Annotated in this window: 16 protein-coding genes; 13 read left to right on the top strand and 3 right to left on the bottom strand. The window is 68.2% G+C overall.

The genetic code is table 11. The annotated features are described in order from the left end of the window. Window positions 1-651 precede the first annotated feature (651 nt). The 12 genes from OG246_RS29610 (at window position 652) to OG246_RS29555 (ending at window position 15,782) form a co-directional block, all read left to right on the top strand. Window positions 652-1,518, top strand: coding sequence for a phytanoyl-CoA dioxygenase family protein (locus OG246_RS29610; protein WP_266470004.1), 867 nt, complete (start codon window positions 652-654; stop codon window positions 1,516-1,518). 53 nt (window positions 1,519-1,571) lie between these two features. Then, complete coding sequence (locus OG246_RS29605) at window positions 1,572-2,192, top strand: hypothetical protein (RefSeq protein ID WP_266470001.1); 621 nt, start codon at window positions 1,572-1,574, stop codon at window positions 2,190-2,192. Continuing rightward, window positions 2,185-3,540, top strand: coding sequence for a glutamine synthetase family protein (locus OG246_RS29600; RefSeq protein WP_266469999.1), 1,356 nt, complete (start codon window positions 2,185-2,187; stop codon window positions 3,538-3,540). Before OG246_RS29605 ends, OG246_RS29600 begins: the two co-directional genes overlap by 8 nt. Next, complete coding sequence (locus OG246_RS29595; protein WP_266469997.1) at window positions 3,540-4,646, top strand: Zn-dependent alcohol dehydrogenase; 1,107 nt, start codon at window positions 3,540-3,542, stop codon at window positions 4,644-4,646. Before OG246_RS29600 ends, OG246_RS29595 begins: the two co-directional genes overlap by 1 nt. Then, entirely contained in the window at window positions 4,646-5,419 is a 774-nt protein-coding gene (locus OG246_RS29590) for a gamma-glutamyl-gamma-aminobutyrate hydrolase family protein (protein WP_266469995.1), read from the top strand. The genes OG246_RS29595 and OG246_RS29590 overlap by 1 nt, the downstream gene beginning before the upstream one ends. Before the next feature lie 34 nt (window positions 5,420-5,453). Beyond that, a complete protein-coding gene (locus OG246_RS29585; protein ID WP_266469992.1) occupies window positions 5,454-6,962 on the top strand; it encodes an aldehyde dehydrogenase family protein in 1,509 nt (502 codons plus the stop codon). Further along, entirely contained in the window at window positions 6,947-7,837 is an 891-nt protein-coding gene (locus tag OG246_RS29580) for an NAD(P)-binding domain-containing protein (protein ID WP_323178345.1), read from the top strand. The genes OG246_RS29585 and OG246_RS29580 overlap by 16 nt, the downstream gene beginning before the upstream one ends. Then, entirely contained in the window at window positions 7,834-8,844 is a 1,011-nt protein-coding gene (locus tag OG246_RS29575) for an NADP-dependent oxidoreductase (protein ID WP_266469988.1), read from the top strand. Before OG246_RS29580 ends, OG246_RS29575 begins: the two co-directional genes overlap by 4 nt. 49 nt (window positions 8,845-8,893) lie before the next feature. Continuing rightward, window positions 8,894-9,931 carry a dihydrodipicolinate reductase gene (locus OG246_RS29570; protein WP_266469986.1) on the top strand — a complete coding sequence of 346 codons (1,038 nt, stop codon included), beginning with the start codon at window positions 8,894-8,896 and terminating at the stop codon, window positions 9,929-9,931. 49 nt (window positions 9,932-9,980) lie between these two features. Continuing rightward, entirely contained in the window at window positions 9,981-11,129 is a 1,149-nt protein-coding gene (locus OG246_RS29565; protein WP_266469985.1) for a saccharopine dehydrogenase family protein, read from the top strand. A gap of 19 nt (window positions 11,130-11,148) precedes the next feature. Beyond that, window positions 11,149-12,702 carry a class I adenylate-forming enzyme family protein gene (locus OG246_RS29560; RefSeq protein ID WP_266469982.1) on the top strand — a complete coding sequence of 518 codons (1,554 nt, stop codon included), beginning with the start codon at window positions 11,149-11,151 and terminating at the stop codon, window positions 12,700-12,702. 107 nt (window positions 12,703-12,809) lie between these two features. Beyond that, window positions 12,810-15,782: a SpoIIE family protein phosphatase gene (locus OG246_RS29555; protein WP_266469980.1), complete on the top strand. Its 2,973-nt coding sequence runs from the start codon at window positions 12,810-12,812 to the stop codon at window positions 15,780-15,782. Here the strand turns inward: OG246_RS29555 and OG246_RS29550 are convergent. Then, window positions 15,764-16,627, bottom strand: a complete 864-nt coding sequence (locus OG246_RS29550; protein ID WP_266469979.1) for a 3-hydroxybutyryl-CoA dehydrogenase — start codon at window positions 16,625-16,627, stop codon at window positions 15,764-15,766. The two genes, OG246_RS29555 and OG246_RS29550, sit on opposite strands and share 19 nt — an antisense overlap. Window positions 16,628-16,654: 27 nt before the next feature. After that, window positions 16,655-17,806, bottom strand: coding sequence for an acyl-CoA dehydrogenase (locus tag OG246_RS29545; RefSeq protein WP_266471013.1), 1,152 nt, complete (start codon window positions 17,804-17,806; stop codon window positions 16,655-16,657). Window positions 17,807-17,974: 168 nt separating this feature from the next. Between OG246_RS29545 and OG246_RS29540 the strand changes: the two genes are divergently transcribed. Then, window positions 17,975-18,652 carry a TetR family transcriptional regulator gene (locus OG246_RS29540; protein WP_266471010.1) on the top strand — a complete coding sequence of 226 codons (678 nt, stop codon included), beginning with the start codon at window positions 17,975-17,977 and terminating at the stop codon, window positions 18,650-18,652. Window positions 18,653-18,705: 53 nt separating this feature from the next. Here OG246_RS29540 and OG246_RS29535 read toward each other — a convergent pair whose 3' ends face one another. After that, complete coding sequence (locus OG246_RS29535; protein WP_266469978.1) at window positions 18,706-19,293, bottom strand: TetR/AcrR family transcriptional regulator; 588 nt, start codon at window positions 19,291-19,293, stop codon at window positions 18,706-18,708. Window positions 19,294-19,340: the final 47 nt, after the last annotated feature.

The raw sequence follows: 19,340 nt of genomic DNA, 5'->3' as shown, positions 1-19,340 counted from the left end.
CGGCGGACGTGTCCCGCATGCAGGCCGTCCGCAGTTCATGGACCGCGCCCCTGGATGCGCTCCGCCCGGCGCCCGGTGACGACACCGCCACCGTCACCGCCCGGCAACTGCGTGATCTGCTCCAGCGATTGATCACGGCGGGGCACTGGCGCAGGGCGCCCCGGACGACCGTCCTCCCCATCGAGCTCACCGCACAGCCTCAGAACGAGATCACCGAGCAGTTTCGCTGCCGGACCACGCCGTCCCCGCGTGACAACTGCGCCCCGTCCGAGGCGGTCCGTCCGGTGCGTCGAGTGAGACCCGTGGATGACGGACGGCGCGTAGCAGCCCCTGCGCGGTGTTCACCAGAGCCCACTGACGTGGCCTTCCCGCAGGCAGTGAGGCATTCGCAACGCACCCGAAACCTCCACCAGGACCCGCGGACTTCATCTCCTGTACGGGCCACCTTCGGCGAATCGCAGCGGGCCATTGACACGTCCAGGGCCGTGAATCATTCTGGTCATACGATCTGGTCATTTGATCAGAAGCCGTCGGCGCAGGCTGCCGGCTCCGTCGCGACAGAGCGGCGATGCCTGGTCGGCCGGGGCCCGCACCCCCATGTCACACCCGTCGAACACACACCCACCTCGGTGCGAAAAGGGATGATCAGCGATGAGTGCTACCACCACGAACGTCACACTGCGATCGGTGCCGAACAGCACCCCGATCGAGGAAATCCTCGCGATCGTGGCTGACGACGGCGGCGTGATCATCAAGCAGTTCCTCACCCCCGACCAGGTCAGCCGGTTCAACGCCGAGGTCGAGCCCGCGATGCAGGCACTGAGCCCCGGCACGACGAACGAGATGGAAGGCATCGCCGACTTCCACGGAACGAACACCAAGCGGCTGACCAACCTCGTCACCCTGAGCAAGACGTTCCGCGAGGAGATCATCGACCACGAGCTGGTCAAGCCCCTCTCCGACGCCATCTTCAACGAGGAGTCCGGCTCGTACTGGATGACGACCGCCCAGGTCATCGAGATCGGCCCCGGGAACAAGGCGCAGCCGCTCCACCGGGACCTGGAGAACAACTACCCGTTCGTCGGAATGGGCCCGGCCGGCCCCATGGTCATGATCAACTTCCTGATCGCGCTGACCGACTTCACCGACGAGAACGGCGCCACCCGCGTCATCCCGGGCAGCAACCACTGGCCCGACTACGAGGACCGCGGCACCCCCGAGATGACCATCCCGGCCGAAATGCAGGCCGGCGACGTCCTGTTCATCAACGGCAAGGTCTCCCACGGCGGTGGAGCCAACCGCACCGCGGACTGTTACCGCCGTGGTGTCGCCTTCGCCCTCCAGCCCGGATTCCTCACCCCCGAAGAGGCCTACCCCTTCATCGTCGACCGCGAGCTCGCCCGGTCGCTGCCCGAGCACGTGCAGCGCCTCATCGGCTTCCGCTCCCAGTACCCCACCGGCTCCCCCGGCCTGTGGCAGGTCGACTACACCGAGCTCGCCGAGTACCTCAAGTTCTGACTCCCCTCGTCTGCAACTTGCACCAAGAGATCGACACGATTGGAGAGTCGGCCATGACCGACCCCGCTGTTTCGGTGGTACTCGAGGACGATCCGACCCCGCTCGTGCTGACGGTCGGCCGCACCCTTCGGGCCGGCACGCGTGACCCGGAGTCACTTCGCCTGATCGCGTCCCTCCGGGAGACGGTCGTCGTCAAGTCGAAGGACGACCCGCAGGCGGTCACCATCCGGTTCGGAGAAATCCAGGTCGGGGTTGGTCATGGCATCGCATCCGATCCGCACGTCGTGCTCACCGTCGACCTGACCGACCGCTTCGCCGTCGAGTCGGTCGACGGAGCAGAGCCCGACGCGCCGCTTGTGACCACAGTTCTCCGACTCCTCCAACCGCCGCTGCCGCACTGGCGGGACGCGGCTTCGCGGTTCTGGGAGATGACCTCCCGGGACCCCGGAATGCCACGGGAACTAATCGTCGTATGCGAGGAGGAGGAGTTGGTCCTCGGCGGCGGTCTGCCGCGATACGTCCTGAGCGGCGAGGCCGAGAAGCTGTCCCGCGTGCTGTCGGGGACCGACGTGTTCCTCGACGAGGTCTACACGGGCTCACTGGCCGTCCGCGGCACCATGACCCAACTGTCCGTCATGGCGGGCGCTTCGCTGAAGGTGAGGTTCCATGCCTGAGAACATCGACGCCTGGCTCGCGGAACACCGCATCGACAGCGTCCGGATCGAAGGGACGAACCTCGAAGGCTCGTTCATCGGCAAGAACGTCTCGCCACGGAAGTTCACGTCCGGGCTCAAGTCCGGATTCGCCTTCGCCGACGTGGCGTTCGGGCTCGATCTGGGCAACGCCCCGCAGTTCGGGTTCGCCATGCCTTCCTGGCGGGGCGACCTCGCCGACATCTTCCTGCACGCCGACCTGTCGACGCTCGTCGAATGGTCACCTGGGCGGGCGTCAGTCATCGGCGGATTCTGGGACCCTTACGGCAATCCGGTGTCGGCATGTCCGCGCAACGCGTTGCAGCGGATGACCAAGCTGCTCGCCGAACGCGGATACGAGGCGAAGGTCGCCGTCGAGATCGAGGCCACCGTCTTCGAGGAGTCGATCCAGGAAGCCCGGAACAAGGGCTATCGCGGCCTCACTCCACTGGGCGGGAGCGCCGGTTCGGCCTACCACCTCGCCAAGTCCAAGGACTGGGAGGACTACATGCTGGCGGTCGCCCGTCGGCTGGAGGAACTGGGTATCCCGTGGGAGGCCTGGGGCGACGAAGCCGCCTCGGGGCAGATCGAGTTCAACGTCGCACCGGCCGATCCGGTGACGGCCGCGGACTACTGGGCACGTACCCGTCAGGTCATGCGGGAGGTCGCCTTCGAGCAGGGCCGCTGTGTGACGTTCATGGCGAAGTGGTGCGACGAGTACGGGCAGGCCTCGCACATCAACGTCTCGCTGGAGCGGGACGGCGAGAACGCCTTCTACGACGAGTTCGGCCCCTCGCAGGTGATGACCCACTTCCTGGGCGGGGTCATGGCCACCCTGATTCCGGCGACCTCGTTCGCGCTCCCCGCGATCACGTCGTACCGCCGCCTGCAGGAACTGGAAGGACCGCCGACGACGGTCGCCTGGGGCGTGGCCAACAAGAGCACGGCGGTACGCGCCGTCGTGGGCCACCCGAAGTACTCGCGCCTGGAGTACCGGACGCCCGGCGCCGACGCCAACATCTATCTGGTGCTGGCCGCGGTACTGGCCGGCGGAGTGGCCGGGCTCGACGGCAAGATCGATCCGCCCGAGCCGTTCGACGACATGGCCTGGTGCCTTCCGCCGGGGATGCCAAAGATCCCGAACACCATCAGCAAGGCCGCGGAGGCACTGCGGGCCGACACGCTCCTGACCGGTGTTCTGGGTCAGGAACTCGTGGATTACTGGCTCGGCACGAGGCAGTGGGAATGGCTGCAGTTCCACACCACGGGCGGCGACCCCGACACGGGTCTCACCGAGTGGGAGTCCAACCGCTATTTCGAGCTGCCGTGATGGGGGCGACGATCGAGGCGGCGGTCCTCAACACCGCACCCGGCGCGCTGGAGATCGAGAAGCTCCAGCTGGACACCCCCGGACCCGATGAGGTGCTGGTCCGAGTGGTCAACGCGGGTCTGTGTCACTCGGATCTGCACGAGATCGACGGGACGTTCGAGACGGAGCCGCCGATCCTCCTGGGGCACGAGGCCTCCGGGGTCGTGGAAGCCACCGGTTCCAACGTCATCGGTCTGCGTACGGGCGACCACGTGGTGACCTGCCTGTCCGTGTTCTGCGGACGGTGCCGGTACTGCACCAACGGCCAGTTGACGTTGTGCGAGAACCGCAATGGACTCTCGCACGACAGGCCCAGGCCACGCCTGCTCAACGCCGCAGGGCAGCCAGTACGTCCGACAGCGGGGATCGGGGCCTTCGCCCAGGCCATGGTCGTACACCAGAACGCCCTCGTGGCCATCCCCCAGGACATGCCTCTGGCCACCGCGAGCATTCTGGGCTGCGCGGTGACCACCGGACTCGGCGCGGTCTTCCGCAGTGCGCGGGTCCAACCGGGAACCAGCGTCGTGGTCATCGGTACCGGTGGCATCGGCATGGCCGCGATCCAGGGCGCGAAGATCGCCGGCGCCGCTCAGGTCATCGCCGTGGACATCGTCCCGGAAAAGCTGAAGGCCGCAGAGCGGTTCGGCGCGACCCACACCGTGAACGGGCGGGACGTGGATCCGGTCGAGGCGGTGCGCGAACTCACCCGCGGCGGCGCCGACTTCAGCTTCGAGGCCGTAGGAAACAGCGTCACAGCGGGACAGGCATTCTCCATGGTCGGACCCGGCGGCCTCGCCACGGTCGTGGGCATGGTGCCGGACACCGTGCCCATCGCCATCAAGGGCTCGGAGCTCTATCTCCAGGAGAAGCGGCTGCAGGGCTCCTTCATGGGATCCAACCAGTTCAAGGTGGACGTGCCCCGGTACGTCGACCTCTATCTGCAGGGACGGCTGCTGCTCGACGAGATGGTCTCCGAGCGCGTCACCCTGCGCGACATCAACAGCGGCTTCGCGTCGTTGAGTTCGGGCAACGCGACCCGGGTGGTCGCCGACATCGGGGAGATCTGATGCGACCGCTGGTGGGAATCACCGGACGCCGGCTGAGCGCGAGCCTGGTCCACGGCATGGACAAGAGGTTCGCCGGGCGTCACTTCGACTCGTTCTTCTCCGACTACGCGCGCTGTGTCGCCGAAGCCGGCGGCATCCCCGTACATCTGCCGTTCGAGGCGGGAACCGCGGAAGCGGTGGAGCGTCTTGACGGCCTGATCATCACGGGTGGCCAGGACGTCCACCCTCGCCTGTGGGGCGGGGACGACAGCACGGTGGCGGCCGACGCCGACCCGCGGTACGCCACCATGGCCCACGACGTCGAGCGCGACGCGTACGAGGCGGCGCTGATCCGCGCCGCGATCGACCGCGGCGTGCCGGTGCTCGGGGTCTGCCGGGGGCACCAACTGCTCAATGTGGCGCTCGGTGGCCGCCTCGTGCCCGACCTCCCGCCGAGCGCGGTGGAGCACTACTTGCCGAACGAGGCTCTGACCGACGGCGAACCAGATCACTTGGTGACGTTCACGCCCGGCTCGCTGGCCGCGTCGGTGTACGGCGAGAGCGCGCAGGTCAACTCCTGGCACCACCAGGCGGTGGACGCCCTCGGTAGCGGGCTGGTCGTCTCGGGGCGGGCCTCCGACGGTGTCGTGGAGTCCATCGAGCTGCCGGGTCGGCCCGTCCTGGGCGTTCAGTGGCATCCCGAATGGCAGGAGACCACCGACCCCGGCTTCGCCTGGCTGACGGCAGCCGCATCCGACAAACACCGCAACGCCGGTCTGGCCACGGCCCGTTGAGCCCGGTGAGCTCGTTGAGAGGAAAGCGATACCCATGAGCAGCACACGCAAGCCCGCACCCACGACGAAGGACGAATGGCTCGCCCTGCTCCAGTCCATACGCATTCCCCAGGGAATGTGGGTGGACGGCGACTGGGCGGGTGCCCGCAGCGGGGCGACCACTCCTCTCACGGCGCCGCGTGACGGCCAGGTCGTCGCGCACCTTCCGGCCGCCGACGAGGCCGACATCGACGCGGTCGTGAAGAGCGCGCACCATGCCTTCGTCAGCGGCCGCTGGTCACGGCTCCAGCCGCGTGAGCGGGGCGAGGTGTTGATCCGCTGGGCGGACCTGCTGGAGGAGCACCGCGACGAGCTCGCGCTTCTCATAGCACTGGAGATGGGCAAGCCGGTCACCGACGCCTGGGCCGTCGAGATGCGCACCGTCATCGGCCTCATCCGCTGGTACGGGGAACTCGCCGACAAGATCATGGACGAGTCACCCCGCGGCCGGGAGAACGCTCTGGCACTGGTGACCCGGGAGCCCCTGGGCGTGATCGCGGCCATCACCCCGTGGAACTTCCCCATGACCCTGTCGACGTTCAAGGTGCCCGCCGCCCTGATCGCCGGGAACAGCGTCGTACTGAAGCCGGCCAGCCAGTCGCCCCTGTCGATGCTGCGCGCGGCGGAACTCGCCCACCAGGCGGGCGTTCCGGCCGGGGTGCTCCAGGTCGTCACCGGCAGCGGCCCGGTCACCGGCGCCGCCCTCGGCCGGCACCCGGACATCGCCACGCTGACCTTCACCGGCTCCACCGACGTGGGCAAGCAACTCCTGACCTACGCAGGCGAGTCCAACGCCAAGCCGGTCTGGCTGGAGCTGGGCGGCAAGTCGCCGAACATCATCTTCCCGGACGCCCCCGACATGGCCGAGGCGATCAGGACGGCCGCCTGGGCGATCGCCTTCAACTCCGGTCAGATGTGTACGGCAGGGTCCCGGCTCATCGTCCACGAGTCCGTACGGGACGAGGTCGTCGCGGGTGTGGTCGAGCACCTCAAAGCTCTCCGCATCGGCGACCCCCTGGACCCGGCCACGCAGTTCGGCCCGCTGGCGAGCAGGCGCCACCGTGACGAGGTGCTGGCCGAGATCACCAAGGGCTCGGAGACCTCCGCCAAGCTCGTCCTCGGCTCCGACCAGCCACTCGACCAGCCCGGCTGGTACGTCGAACCAGCGGTGTTCGTCGACGTCCGGCCCGACGACCGGCTCGCCCAGCACGAGATCTTCGGTCCTGTCCTCTCCGTCCTCACCTTCACCGACGAGGCCGAGGCCATCGCGATCGCCAACAACTCCGACTACGGCCTGGGTTCGTCGGTGTGGACCGGCGATCTGAGCCGCGCCCACCGGATGTCGCGGGCCATCGAGGCCGGTCTGGTCTGGGTCAACTGCTTCGAGGAAGGCGACTACTCGGTCCCGTTCGGCGGGCGCAAGCTGTCCGGCCACGGCGCGGACAAGAGCGTGCACGGGCTGGAGAAGTTCACCGCCCTGAAGACGACCTGGATCGCACTATGAGGGCGACACGGGTGAGCGTGCTCGGAATGGGCCTCATGGGATCGGCGGTGGCGAAGGCCTTCATCGACGCCGGACACGACGTGGCCGTGTGGAACCGCACCCCGGCCAAGTGCGTGGCACTCGCGGACCAGGGTGCCCGGACGGTATGGACGCCGAGTGAGGCCGTGGCCTGGGGAGAAGTGACGGTCGCCGTGCTGTCCGACTACCGGGCGGTCGAGGAGGTCGTGACGTCGATAGCCCCGGGGTGCGCGGCCGCCGGGACGGTGTTCCTCAACCTCACCACCGGGGACGCCGACGCGGCGGTGGACATGGAGAAGAGCTTCGCGTCCACGGGCATGACCTACCTGGACGGAGCGGTTCTGGCGTACCCCAAGGACGTCGGCACTACGGCGGACATCCTGGTCTCCGGCCCCGAGGCCGCCTGGCACACGTGCCGCGAGGTACTCGCCGCGATGGGTTCGGGAACGGTCCATACCTCGGCGGCCATCCACGAGGCGAATGTCATCGACACCGCCGCCACGGGCAGCTTCTTCTGCACCGCCCTCGGCGCCTTCTACGAGGCGAGCGCCTACGCCTCCCACCACGGGGTTCCGGCGGACCGGCTCGCCGTCCACGCCCTGCGGTTTCTCGATCTGCTCCGCGCGGAGATCCCAGAGGGCGCGGGACAGATCATGTCCGGTGCCTACGAGACCGATCAGGCCACCATCCACACCTACGAGGCGGCGATGGCCTTGATCACCGACACCGCCCGTGCGATCGGCCAGCCCGCGCACATCACCGCCGGATTCCTGGCGAACCTCCGGGCGGCACAGGCCGCCGGACTCGGTGACAGATCCCTCGCCGCCACCCATGAGGTCCTCGGGAGGGCCGGATGACATTCGTGACCCGTGAGATCCATCTGGCCTCCCGGCCGGTCGGCTGGCCCACCCACGACAACTTCCGCCTGGTCGAGACCGAACTGCCGGAGCCCGGCCCCGGGCAGATCCTCGTCCGCAACACCGTCATGTCGGTCGACCCGTACATGCGGGGCCGGATGAACGCAGGCAAGTCCTACATCCCGCCCTTCGCGGTCGACGCGCCCCTTGAAGGCGGGGCCGTCGGTGAGGTGATCAAGTCCTCCGACGACGCGTTCGCGGTCGGCGACATGGTCGTCCACGACCACGGCTGGCGCGAGCATGCCGTGGTCGACGCCGTACAGGCCACACCGATCGACACCGGCCGCGCCCCAGCCTCGGCCTACCTCGGTGTGCTGGGCATGACCGGTCTTACCGCATACACGGGCCTGGTGCGCATCGCCGAACTGGAGCCGGGCGACATCGTCTTCGTCTCCGGAGCCGCGGGCGCGGTGGGCAGCGCGGTCGGCCAGATCGCCCAGAACCTCGGTGCGGCCAAGGTGATCGGCTCGGCCGGCTCACCGGAGAAGGTCCGCTACCTCCTCGACGAACTCGGCTTCGACGCCGCCTTCGACTACCACGACGGACCGGTCGCCGAACAACTCGCCAAGCACGCCCCGGACGGCATCGACGTCTACTTCGACAACGTCGGCGGCGAGCATCTGGAAGGCGCGCTCACCCACATGCGGGACTTCGGCCGGCTCGCCCTGTGCGGCTCCATCGCGTCGTACAACGACGACAGCGCGATCCACGGGCCGCGCAATCTGGGACTCGCCATCGTGCGACGGCTGAAGCTCCAGGGATTCATCGTGTACGACAACGACGACCTGGCCGGTGAATTCCAGGCACGGGCCGCCGAATGGCTGGCGAACGACCAACTGACGTATCAGGAGACCTATGTGGACGGTCTCGATCATGCCGTGGACGCACTTCTCGATGTCTTCCGGGGTGCCAACCTCGGGAAGATGCTCGTGCGTCTCGCGCACTGAATCCCCTTGATGTCCCCCTGAAATTCCAGGTATTCCCGAGGAGTTCGGCATGCGGAGAATTCGAGCAGTCGTGTACGGCGCTGGCGCCATGGGTGCCCTGGCCACCAGGCTCATGACCGAAAAGGGCGTCGAGATCGTCGGCGCCATCGCGCGAAATCCCAGTAAGGTCGGCCGCGACCTCGGAGAGTTCGCCGGAATCGGCCGGCTCAACGTCCCGATCGAGGCGGATGCCGAACAGGTGCTGGCCACCCGCAGGCCGGATGTCGTCCTGCACGCGACGCAGAGTTTCCTGCCGGAGATCAAGGACCAGCTGGCGCTGTGCGTCCGCAGCGGCGCGAATGTGGTGACGATTTCCGAGGAGTCCTTCTATCCCTGGTCGTCCTCCCCCGGCATCGCCGCCGAACTCGACGCGCTGGCCAAGAAGAACGGCGTGACGATCACCGGCTCCGGCCACCAGGACTCCTTCTGGCTCCACCAGGTCAGCGCACTCCTGGGCACCGCGCACCGCATCGACTCCGTCTACGGCAAGGCCACCTGGAACGCCGACGAATACGGCGCGGAAATCATCCAGAGCAAGCACGTCGGGGAGACCCTGGAGCAGTTCCAGGAGTCCATCGCGTCCGAGCACCGCCCGCCGACCTTCGGCGGCAACCTGCTCTCGGCGCTGGCCCAGGCCACGGGCCTGACCCCGAAGGAACGGAAGACGGAGGTGAGCCCGGTCATCGCGGACGAGGACCGGTACTCGAACAGCATCGGCGTCACCCTCTCCAAAGGAACGGTGATCGGTTACTCGGACATCGACGTGATGACCACCGTCGAAGGGCCCACCTTCACCTTCGAGATGTCGGGCTACGTCTTCGGTGAGGGCGAGAGCGACATGAACCAGTGGGTCGTCAAGGGCGAGCCCGACCTCTACCTCGACAACGGCCGGGTCCCCAGCTACACGACGACCTGTACGCAGTGGGTGAACCGCATCCCGGACGTCATCAACGCCCAGGCCGGTTTCGTGACACCGGACCAGCTGCCCCCGCTCCGGTACCGGGCTCTGCCGATGCAGAACTACGTCGCCCCCGGGACTCTCGCGTAGCGCGCAGCCGTACCGGCACGGACATCCACTGAGATCGAAGGAGACACACATGACACGCACCGTCGCGGTGGTCGGGCTGGGACAGATGGGCCGCAGCGCTCTCGGCATCCTGCTCGACCGGCTCCCCGACACACAGTTCGTGGCCCTGGACCGGTCCGAGGAAGCGGTCAAGCACGCGGAATCGTTGGCGCCGGAGCGGGTGACCGGGCGGATCACCGACGTCTCGAAGGGCGAGGTGGACCTGACGGGAGTCGACGCCGTCGTCAATCTCACGGGCCCCTTCTTCGCCGGTTCCGACGCCGTGGCGCGCGCGGCACTGGCCGCCGGTGCGGCCTACGTCGACATCTGCGACGACGTCGAGGGGACCGAGGCCATCCTGGCCCTGGACGACGAGGCGAAGAGGGCGGGACTTCCCCTCATCACCGGGGCCGGCCTCTCCCCCGGCGTCTCCAACTGGATGGCCAGCCGCCTGCTGGACGCCCACCCCACCGCGGACGGCGTCCAGGTCGTCTGGCTCGTCCACGAGAGCGACCCGGGCGGTCTCGCCCCGCTGCGGCACATGCTGCACATGGCCGTGAGCACCTGCCCCGTCTATCGGGACGGGAAGTGGGAACAGTCTGCCGGTTTCGTACCGTCGACCGCCGCGTCGTACGCGTTCCCCGAGCCGCACGGTGTCATCGAGGCCTACGACACCGCCCACCCCGAACCGGTCACGCTGTCCCGGCACTACCCGCAGCTGACGTACGCGAGCTGCAAGGGCACGCTGCGGCCCGCCTGGGCCAACGCCGCCTTCTCCACACTCGGCCGGATCGGCTTCGGCCACACCGACGTCACGGTCGACATCAACGGCACGCAGGTGGAGCCGGCCGAGTTCCTGTGGAAGCTGATGTGGGCCCGCTACAACCGCAAGCCCGAGAAGCAGCCGAGCGCCTCTTCCGCGGTCCTCGTCCAGGCTCTGGCGGGCCAGGAGGTCCTCGGCTCCCTCGCGATCACCGACGACGCCCCGATGTCACGCACCACCGGACTCGGCGCCGCCGTGGCGGCGGTAGTGCTCCTGGACCACGGTGCCCTGCCGGGCGCCTGGGGACCCGAGGCACTGCGCTGGGACGTCGCACTTCCTCTGTACGAAGACATCCTTGTGTCCCTCGCCGGCGAGGGCTCCCGCATCACGCGCGTGCAGCCCACGCCCGCGGCCTAGTCCAAAGGTTGCCGCCACCATGCAGACAGAGAATCGGAGCGAGCCGGTGCGGACGCTGCCGGCTGCCTTGCGCGGCTGGGCGCGCGAGAGTCCGGACCGAGTGGCCCTGCGCCACGGGGCCGAGCAGCTCACCTACGCCGACCTGGACGCCAGCGTCGACCGCGTCGCCGGAACACTGGCGGCGCGTGGCGTGGCCAAGGGCGACCGAGTCGTCCTCATCGGTCAGAACAGCGTGGCCTGGGTCGTGGCGTACCTTGCCTGCCTACGCCTGGGCGTCGTCGTGGCCCCGGCCAACAACCGCCTGAACCCAGGGCAGTTGAGCGACCAGTGCGAACTGATCGAGGCGAAGGCCGTCCTCTACGACGCCTCCACCGCCGAACTCGTGCGGGACAGCGCGCAGTCGGACCGTGAGGTGATCGAGCTCGGCGAGCTGCTCGGCCGGGCCGACGAGTCGGCCGAGCCCGCGGCCCCTGCCCTTCCGGACGCGCCGACCCCCGACGACCTCGCCCTCATCAGCTTCACCTCCGGCACCACGGGTGTCCCCAAGGGCGCGATGCTGAGCCATGAGGCCCTGTTCAAGGGCGCCCTCGCGGTCGCCGAGTTCCACGGCAGCACTCAGGACGACAGCACGCTGATCCTCGTACCGATATTCCACAACACGGGATTCAACGACCAGTTCGGGCACATGCTCGTCGTCGGCGGCCGAACCCATCTGCTGACGAAGTACCGTACGGCCGACGCGATCGCCGAACTGCGGGAGCGGCCGGTCACCTTCCTCGCCGCGGTACCGAGCATCCTGCGCATGCTCATGATGTCCGAGGAGGCCGAGCACATCTACGGCCCCGCCTCGAAACTCTTCTTCGGCGGCAGCCCGATGCCCGCGGCCTGGATCGACGAACTCCTCGACCGGTGGCCGCACTTGCGACTCACCCACGCCTACGGACTGAGTGAGTTCACCTCGATCGTCAGTTTCCTGCCGCACGAACTCGTCGCCTCCAAGGGCGAGTCGGTCGGCCTGCCGGCGCCGCGCGTACGGCTCAAGGTCGTGGACGACCAAGGCCGCGAACTGACGGCGGGCCGGACCGGCGAAGTATGGGTGGCCGGACCCACCCGGATGATCGGCTACTGGCAGCGGCCCGAGCTGACCAACCAGCGGTTCCACGGACAGTGGCTCCGCACCGGCGACCTCGGTTACCTCGATGCCGAGGGCCTGCTGTGGTTGACCGGGCGGGTCGACGACGTGATCAACCGGGGCGGGGAGAAGATCCTGCCGTCCTTCGTCGAGTCGTGCATCGCCCAGCGTCCCGACGTCGGCCAGGTCGTGGTGTTCGGCATCGAGGACCCGGTTCTCCAGCAGCGCGTGGCCGCGGCCGTCGAGCCTCGCCCGAACGCCGGGTTCGACGAGCACGCCGCCCGTGACCATCTCGTACAACGGCTCCCCGACTACGCCGTCCCCGAGCGGTGGGTCGTCTACAACAAGCTGCCGCTGACGGCCTCGGGGAAGGTCGACCGCCGCGAGGTCGCACGACAGGTCTCGCAGCAAGCGGCCTCGGGGGCACCTGGCATGCTGTGAGCCCGAAATTACTGGCCTTTCCGGGTAGAATTGGTGATTTCAGAGCGGCTTTTTGATGCACACCTGAGGCTGTTTCCTGCAGTGGCTCCAAGGCGGCAGGTGATGGAGTGAGCGAGAGTGAACCTCGCGCCACAGGTCCGGACACCTCGGCGGAACGGGTCCGGGAAGCACGGCTGCGCCTGCTGAAGACAACCGACGGCCTGGGTAACACCGAGATGCTGCGACTCACCTTGCATCAGGCCGTGGCCGAGCTCGGCGGCCTCGGCGGCATGGTGCACCTGTCCGAAGCGGCGGACCACGGGTTGCGCCTGGTGGCGGCCGTCGGGCTCCCTCGTGCGTTCGCCGACGCATGGGAGGATCTCGCCCCGGACGAGACGACGGCCCCCGTCCTGGCTGTCCGGACCTGCTCCTTCGTATGGCTCCGGGCCGAGCCGGGGCTCCGGTCCAGGACGCTTTCCGAAGGCACCGGCCTGGCAGCCGTCCCCCTGCCCGGCCCGGAGGGGCCGATCGGTGCGCTGTCCGTCCTCATGGCCACGCTCGGCGAGCCGGACACGGACAAACGGCTGTTTCTCCAGGTGCTCGCCGATCGGGCCGCCGAGCGTCTGCGGCAGTCTCCGCCGGCCCCGAGTCCGGTGAGCCCCGCCTGGTGGCAGGAGCCGTCCGGTACCCGTCTCCAGCACGCCATGCGGGCAGTCGAGGTCGGAGTCTGGGACTGGGACCTTCGCACCGGCGACCTGCTCATGGACGAGGCGGCGCTGGCCATGAGCGGACTGGACCCGGACACCTTCGACGGGCGGATCGAGAGCTGGACCGCGCACGTCCATCCCGACGACGTGCCCGTACTGGCCGCCGAGGTCGACAAGATCATCGCGGACCGGGGTGTCTTGAGCTTCGAGTACCGGTTGTGCCGACCGGACGGCAGCATCAGCTGGATCGAAGACCGCGGACAGCTCATCTTCGGCGAGGACGGAGAGCCGGTCCGCATGATCGGGACCGCCTGGGACACCACGCAGACCCGCATGGCCCGGGACTCGGTCGGCCGAGCGCTGCGGAACATGAGCGACGGGTTCTTCGCTGTCGACGCCGACTGGCACATCACCTATGTCAACGTCCAGGCTGAGCGATTCTTCAGCGCCGCCGGGAATCTGCTGGGCCGCGTGCTGTGGGAAGCCGTCCCCGCCGCCAGCGCTCTCGGCCTGGAAAAGCGGTCCCGGCAGGCCGTCGCCGACGGCACACCCGTCGGCTTCGACATCCAGTCGCCCGCCACACATGCCTGGTATCACATGAGACTCGTTCCGGTCCCCGGCGGCCTGACGGTCTACTTCACCGACGTGACCGAGCAGCGGGCGCACGAGGCCGAGCACGCCCGCGCCGAACGCGCCGCGGTCGAACGTGCGGCGCGCATGGAGGAACTGACCAGAGCGCTCGCTCAGGCGCTCACCGTGCAGGACCTGGTCCAGGCGATCGCGGATCATGTGCTGCCTCCGTTCGGCGCCACGGGTCTGATCATCCAGGCCGTCGAAGGCGAGCGGCTGCGCGCGGTGGGTGCAGTCGGGTACCCGCAGGAGTACATCGACCGTCTCGCCAGACACCGGGTGGCGGAGGTGTCGCCGGTCGCCGAAGTGCTCCGCAGTCTTACCCCCAAGTTCATTGCCTCCCTGGAGGAGTTCACCCAGCTGTATCCGGAGCTCGCCGACTACCTCACCGCCGGGCGGAAGCAGGCCTGGGCGTTCCTGCCGCTGGTCGCCTCGGGGCGTCCCGTCGGCTGCTGCCTCATCTCCTTCGCCCGTCCGCACCGCTTCACCGACGAGGAGCGGATCTTGTTCACCGCGCTGAGCGGGCTGATCGCCCAGTCCTTCGAACGAGCCCGCCTCTACGATGCCGAGCACACTCGCGCCCAGGAACTGCAGCGCGGCATGCTCCCCCGCGCGCTGCCCGTGCTCCCCACGGTCACCGCCGCCGCCCGATACCTGCCGGCCGGCGAAGGCATGGAAGTCGGCGGCGACTGGTACGACGTGATCCCGCTTTCCGGAGCCCGTGTCGCCCTGGTCATCGGCGACGTCATGGGCCATGGCCTCGCCGAAGCCGTCACCATGGGACGGCTGCGCACCGCGGTCCACACCCTCGCCGACCTCGAACTGCCCCCCGACGAACTCCTCGCACACCTCAACGACCTCGTCAGCGACCTCGGCGACGACTTCTACGCCACCTGCCTGTACGCGGTCTACGACCCCAGCACCCAGGTCTGCACCTTCGCCGGCGCAGGCCATCCACCGCCCGCCGTCGTCGATCCGGACGGCTCCGTACGCTTCCCCCGGTTCACCCCCGACCCACCTCTGGGCGCCGCCGGCCCGCCGTTCGAGACCGTGGAGTTCGAACTGCCCGAAGGCAGTCTGCTCGTGCTGTACACCGACGGCCTGATCGAGTCCGCCGACCGGAACATCGACGACGGCATGGCCCACTTGGCGCGGACCCTCACCGCCGCCGTGGCCGATCTCGCCCAGCAACCCTCGTCCGGGTCGACCACCGAAAAGCGGCGGACCGGCCCCGACCGCCGGGGGAATGCCGCCGAGGACGTCAGCCGCGTGTGCGACGCCGTCGTCTCCGCTCTGCTGCCCGCCCAGGAGCAGTCGCTCGACGACGCCGCGCTGCTCGTCGCCCGCATCCACGGCCTCCCCGCCGAGGACATCGTCTCCTGGCCCCTGCCCGAACACCCCACAGCGGCAGGCGAGGCACGTCGCCACGTGCGCGAGCAGCTGGATCAGTGGCACCTCGACGACCTCGCCATGACCACGGAGCTCCTCGCCAGCGAGCTGGTCGGGAATGTCATCCGGCATGCGAAGGGGCCTTGCCGACTCCGCCTGCTGCGTGGCCAGTCCCTCGTCTGCGAGGTCTCCGACGGCAGCCCTACGACGCCGCGCATCCGCCGCGCCTCGGACACCGACGAGGGCGGTCGCGGACTCCAACTCGTCGCGGCACTTTCCCATCGCTGGGGCGCCCGCTACACCGCCACCGGCAAGTGCATCTGGACCGAACAGCTCCTGCCGGAACCGCCGCTGGATCAGCCGGCGTACCTGTAGAAACCACGACCGCTCTTGCGCCCGAGGTGACCCGCGGCGACCATCCGGCGCAACAGCGCGGGAGGTGCGTACAGCGGCTCCTTGTACTCGTCATACAGCGTGTCGGCGATGGACTCGACAGTGTCGAGGCCGACAAGGTCGAGCAGCCGCAGTGGCCCCATGGGGTGGGCGCAGCCGAGTTCCATCCCACGGTCGATGTCCTCGGCGCTCGCCGAACCGGCCGCGACCATCCGCACCGCGGCCAGCAGATACGGCACCAGCAGGGCGTTGACCACGAAGCCCGAGCGGTCGGGGGCCTGGATGGTCACCTTGCCGAGCTGCTCGGTCGCGAATCGACGCGTACGGTCCAGAGTGTCCTGACTCGTGGTGAGGGCGGGGATCAGCTCGACCAGCTGCTGCACCGGTACGGGATTGAAGAAGTGCATCCCGATGACCTGCCCGGGGCGCTCGGTGGCGACCGAGAGATCGACGATGGGCAGCGAGGAGGTGTTGGTGGCCAGGACCGCGTGCGGATCGGCGACGACCTTGTCCAGGGTCCGGATGACGTTGGTCTTGATGTCCCGGTTCTCGGCAACCGCCTCGATGACGAACTGACGGTCCGCCATGTCCCCGAGGTCGTGGGTGAACGAGAGCCGGGCGAGGGCGAGGTCGCGTATCTCCTCGCTGAGCTTGCCGCGCTGGACGCCGCGGTCGAGGGAGTCGGTGATGCGGCGCCGGCCGCCATCGGCGGCCTCGGGGGTGGCCTCGGCGACGAGGACGTCGACGCCGCCGCGCGCGGCGACCTCGGCGATGCCGGAGCCCATCAGGCCGCAACCGACGACACCGAGACGGGAGATGGTTTCCATGGTGGAGTCCTTTGTGTCTTGTGTGTCTTACGGCAGGTTGCGGGCCATCACGATGCGCTGGACCTGGTTCGTGCCCTCGTAGATCTGGGTGATCTTGGCGTCGCGCATCATGCGCTCGACCGGGTAGTCGCGGGTGTAGCCGTAGCCGCCCAGGAGCTGGACGGCGTCCGTCGTGACCTCCATCGCCACGTCCGAGGCGAAGCACTTGGCCGCCGCGCCCTGGAAGGTGAGGTCCTTGTCGCCGCGCTGGGACTTCGCCGCTGCCGCGTACGTCAGCTGGCGGGCGGCCTCGATCTTCATGGCCATGTCGGCGAGCATGAACTGGATGCCCTGGAACTCGGCGATCGCCTTGCCGAACTGCTTGCGCTCCTGGACGTAGCCCTTGGCGTAGTCCAGCGCGCCCTGGGCGATGCCGAGGGCCTGGGCCGCGATCGTGATGCGGGTGTGGTCCAGGGTCTTCATGGCGGTGGCGAAGCCGGTGCCCTCTTCGCCGATCATGCGGTCGGCGGGGATGCGGACGTTGTCGAGGTAGACCTCGCGGGTCGGGGAGCCCTTGATGCCGAGCTTCTTCTCCGGGGCGCCGAAGGAGACGCCCTCGTCGGACTTCTCGACCACGAAGGCGCTGATGCCCTTGCTGCGCTTCGTCGGGTCGGTGACCGCCATGACCGTGTAGTACTCGGACTCGCCCGCGTTGGTGATCCAGCGCTTCACGCCGTTGAGGACGTAGAAGTCGCCGTCGCGGACCGCCTTCGTCTTCATGCCCGCCGCGTCGGAGCCGGCGTCCGGCTCGGAGAGGGCGTACGAGAACATCGCGTCACCCTTGGCGAGCGGGCCCAGGTACTTCTTCTTGAGGTCCTCGGAGCCCGAGAGGATCACGGGGAGCGAGCCCAGCTTGTTCACCGCCGGGATCAGCGAGGAGGACGCGCACACGCGGGCCACCTCCTCGATCACGATCACCGTGGCAAGGGCGTCCGCGCCGGCGCCGCCGTACGACTCGGGTACGTGCACGGCGTGCAGGTCGGAGGCGACCAGGGCGTCCAGGGCCTCCTGCGGGAAACGGGCTTCCTCGTCCACCGCGGCCGCGAACGGCGCGATCTTCGCCTCGGCCAGCGAACGGATCGCGTCACGGAGCATGTCGTGCTCCTCGGACGGGCGGTACAGGTCGAAATCGTGGCCCATGGGCACACCCTTCACGACGATCGACGGGAATGGCACTGAGTACCCCACGATAAGGGTACTCAGTGCCACAGACAATGTCGTGACGCCTGAGAGCCGGGTGTTATGTTCCACATCATGAGCGAGGAGCGGGGCACGCACAGTGACACCGGCGGGGTTGCGAAGCCCGCAATGCGGGAGTCCCTCATCGCAGCGGCCTTCCAGCTGTTCCTGGAGCGCGGATTCGAGCAGACCACGATCGACGACATCGTCGCGCTCGCGGGGGTGGGCCGCAGGTCCTTCTTCCGCTACTTCCCCTCCAAGGAGGACGTGGTCTTCCCCGACCACGAGCGTTGCCTGACGGACATGACCGAGTTCCTCCAGCAGCAGAGCCCTGACGGCGACCCCGTGGCGCACGTCTGCGACGCCGCCCGACTCGTACTGCGCATGTATGCCGAGAACCCCGCCTTCTCCGTGCAGCGTTACCGTCTGACGAAGAAGGTGCCCGGCCTCCGCGCCCACGAACTGTCCGTGGTGTGGCGGTACGAGCGCACTCTCGCCGAGTATCTCCGTGCCCGATACGCCGCCCGGCCGGACGGAACGCTGCGCTCCGACGTCATCGCGGCGTCCGTGGTCGCCGCCCACAACCACGCTCTGCGCTCATGGCTCCGCTCAGGCGGCCGGGGCGACGCCATCAAGGACGTCGACCACGCGCTCGACTATGTGCGCGACACCTGGAGCGAGGACCCGGCCGGACGCGGAATCGACGGCCGGGACGACAAGGAAGACGTGATCGTGCTCATCTCCAGGCGCAAGGCGCCGATGTGGCGGGTCATCCAGGGTATCGAGGCTGCGCTCGACGAGGCATGATGGCACCGAGTACCCCAGGATGGGGAATTCAGTACCCCGCCAGCTCAATGTGACTACTTCCGCCTGCGTCGCGACTCCACGAGCAGTTCGATTGCCTCCCCCGCCAGGGCGACATCGGCATCCAACCGGGCACGGTCGCCGTATCCATGCCATTGCAGACAAAGACCATCAAGATGCGAGGCCACCATTCGAGCAAGCGGCTTCACGAGTTCCGCGTCATCGTCGTCCCCCAGAGCCTTACGCAGCACCTCGGCGAACCGGTCGATGAAGAGGTCGTAGGCCCGGGTGGCCAACCCCGGATGCGTGCCCTCCTGCCGCAACGCCCACATGTACAGGTCGAACTGCGCACGCGCGTAGCCGTCGTTCTCCAAGTACCAGTCCATCGTGGTGACCAGGAGAGACGCCGCAGTTTCCCCCAGGCCGGAGCTCTCCTTGCTCGCGCCGATCCGTTCGAGCAATTGATCTGAAGCGTGTTCAAAAACGGCGAAAAACAGCTGCTCCTTGGTATGGAAAACGTAATGCAGAGTAGCCAGAGGCGCTTGGGCCGCGTCGGCGATACGACGAGTCGTCGCACCGCGCACTCCACGCTCCCCAATCACCCGCACCGTTGCCTCGATGTAGTCCTGTCGGCGCTGATCCATGGGAACCCGAGCCATCCGAGGACCTCCCTGATCTTTTGTCTGAGTCA

This window comes from Streptomyces sp. NBC_00620, assembly GCF_026341825.1.
In the GTDB taxonomy this organism is placed as follows: domain Bacteria; phylum Actinomycetota; class Actinomycetes; order Streptomycetales; family Streptomycetaceae; genus Streptomyces.
This window is presented reverse-complemented; position numbering and strand designations above follow the sequence as displayed.

Coding starts and splice junctions, on each gene's coding strand:
- OG246_RS29610 (WP_266470004.1), top strand. CDS start 652: ATGAGTGCTACCACCACGAACGTCACACTGCGATCGGTGCCGAACAGC.
- OG246_RS29605 (WP_266470001.1), top strand. CDS start 1,572: ATGACCGACCCCGCTGTTTCGGTGGTACTCGAGGACGATCCGACCCCG.
- OG246_RS29600 (WP_266469999.1), top strand. CDS start 2,185: ATGCCTGAGAACATCGACGCCTGGCTCGCGGAACACCGCATCGACAGC.
- OG246_RS29595 (WP_266469997.1), top strand. CDS start 3,540: ATGGGGGCGACGATCGAGGCGGCGGTCCTCAACACCGCACCCGGCGCG.
- OG246_RS29590 (WP_266469995.1), top strand. CDS start 4,646: ATGCGACCGCTGGTGGGAATCACCGGACGCCGGCTGAGCGCGAGCCTG.
- OG246_RS29585 (WP_266469992.1), top strand. CDS start 5,454: ATGAGCAGCACACGCAAGCCCGCACCCACGACGAAGGACGAATGGCTC.
- OG246_RS29575 (WP_266469988.1), top strand. CDS start 7,834: ATGACATTCGTGACCCGTGAGATCCATCTGGCCTCCCGGCCGGTCGGC.
- OG246_RS29570 (WP_266469986.1), top strand. CDS start 8,894: ATGCGGAGAATTCGAGCAGTCGTGTACGGCGCTGGCGCCATGGGTGCC.
- OG246_RS29565 (WP_266469985.1), top strand. CDS start 9,981: ATGACACGCACCGTCGCGGTGGTCGGGCTGGGACAGATGGGCCGCAGC.
- OG246_RS29560 (WP_266469982.1), top strand. CDS start 11,149: ATGCAGACAGAGAATCGGAGCGAGCCGGTGCGGACGCTGCCGGCTGCC.
- OG246_RS29550 (WP_266469979.1), bottom strand. CDS start 16,627: ATGGAAACCATCTCCCGTCTCGGTGTCGTCGGTTGCGGCCTGATGGGC.
- OG246_RS29545 (WP_266471013.1), bottom strand. CDS start 17,806: ATGGGCCACGATTTCGACCTGTACCGCCCGTCCGAGGAGCACGACATG.
- OG246_RS29540 (WP_266471010.1), top strand. CDS start 17,975: ATGCGGGAGTCCCTCATCGCAGCGGCCTTCCAGCTGTTCCTGGAGCGC.
- OG246_RS29535 (WP_266469978.1), bottom strand. CDS start 19,293: ATGGATCAGCGCCGACAGGACTACATCGAGGCAACGGTGCGGGTGATT.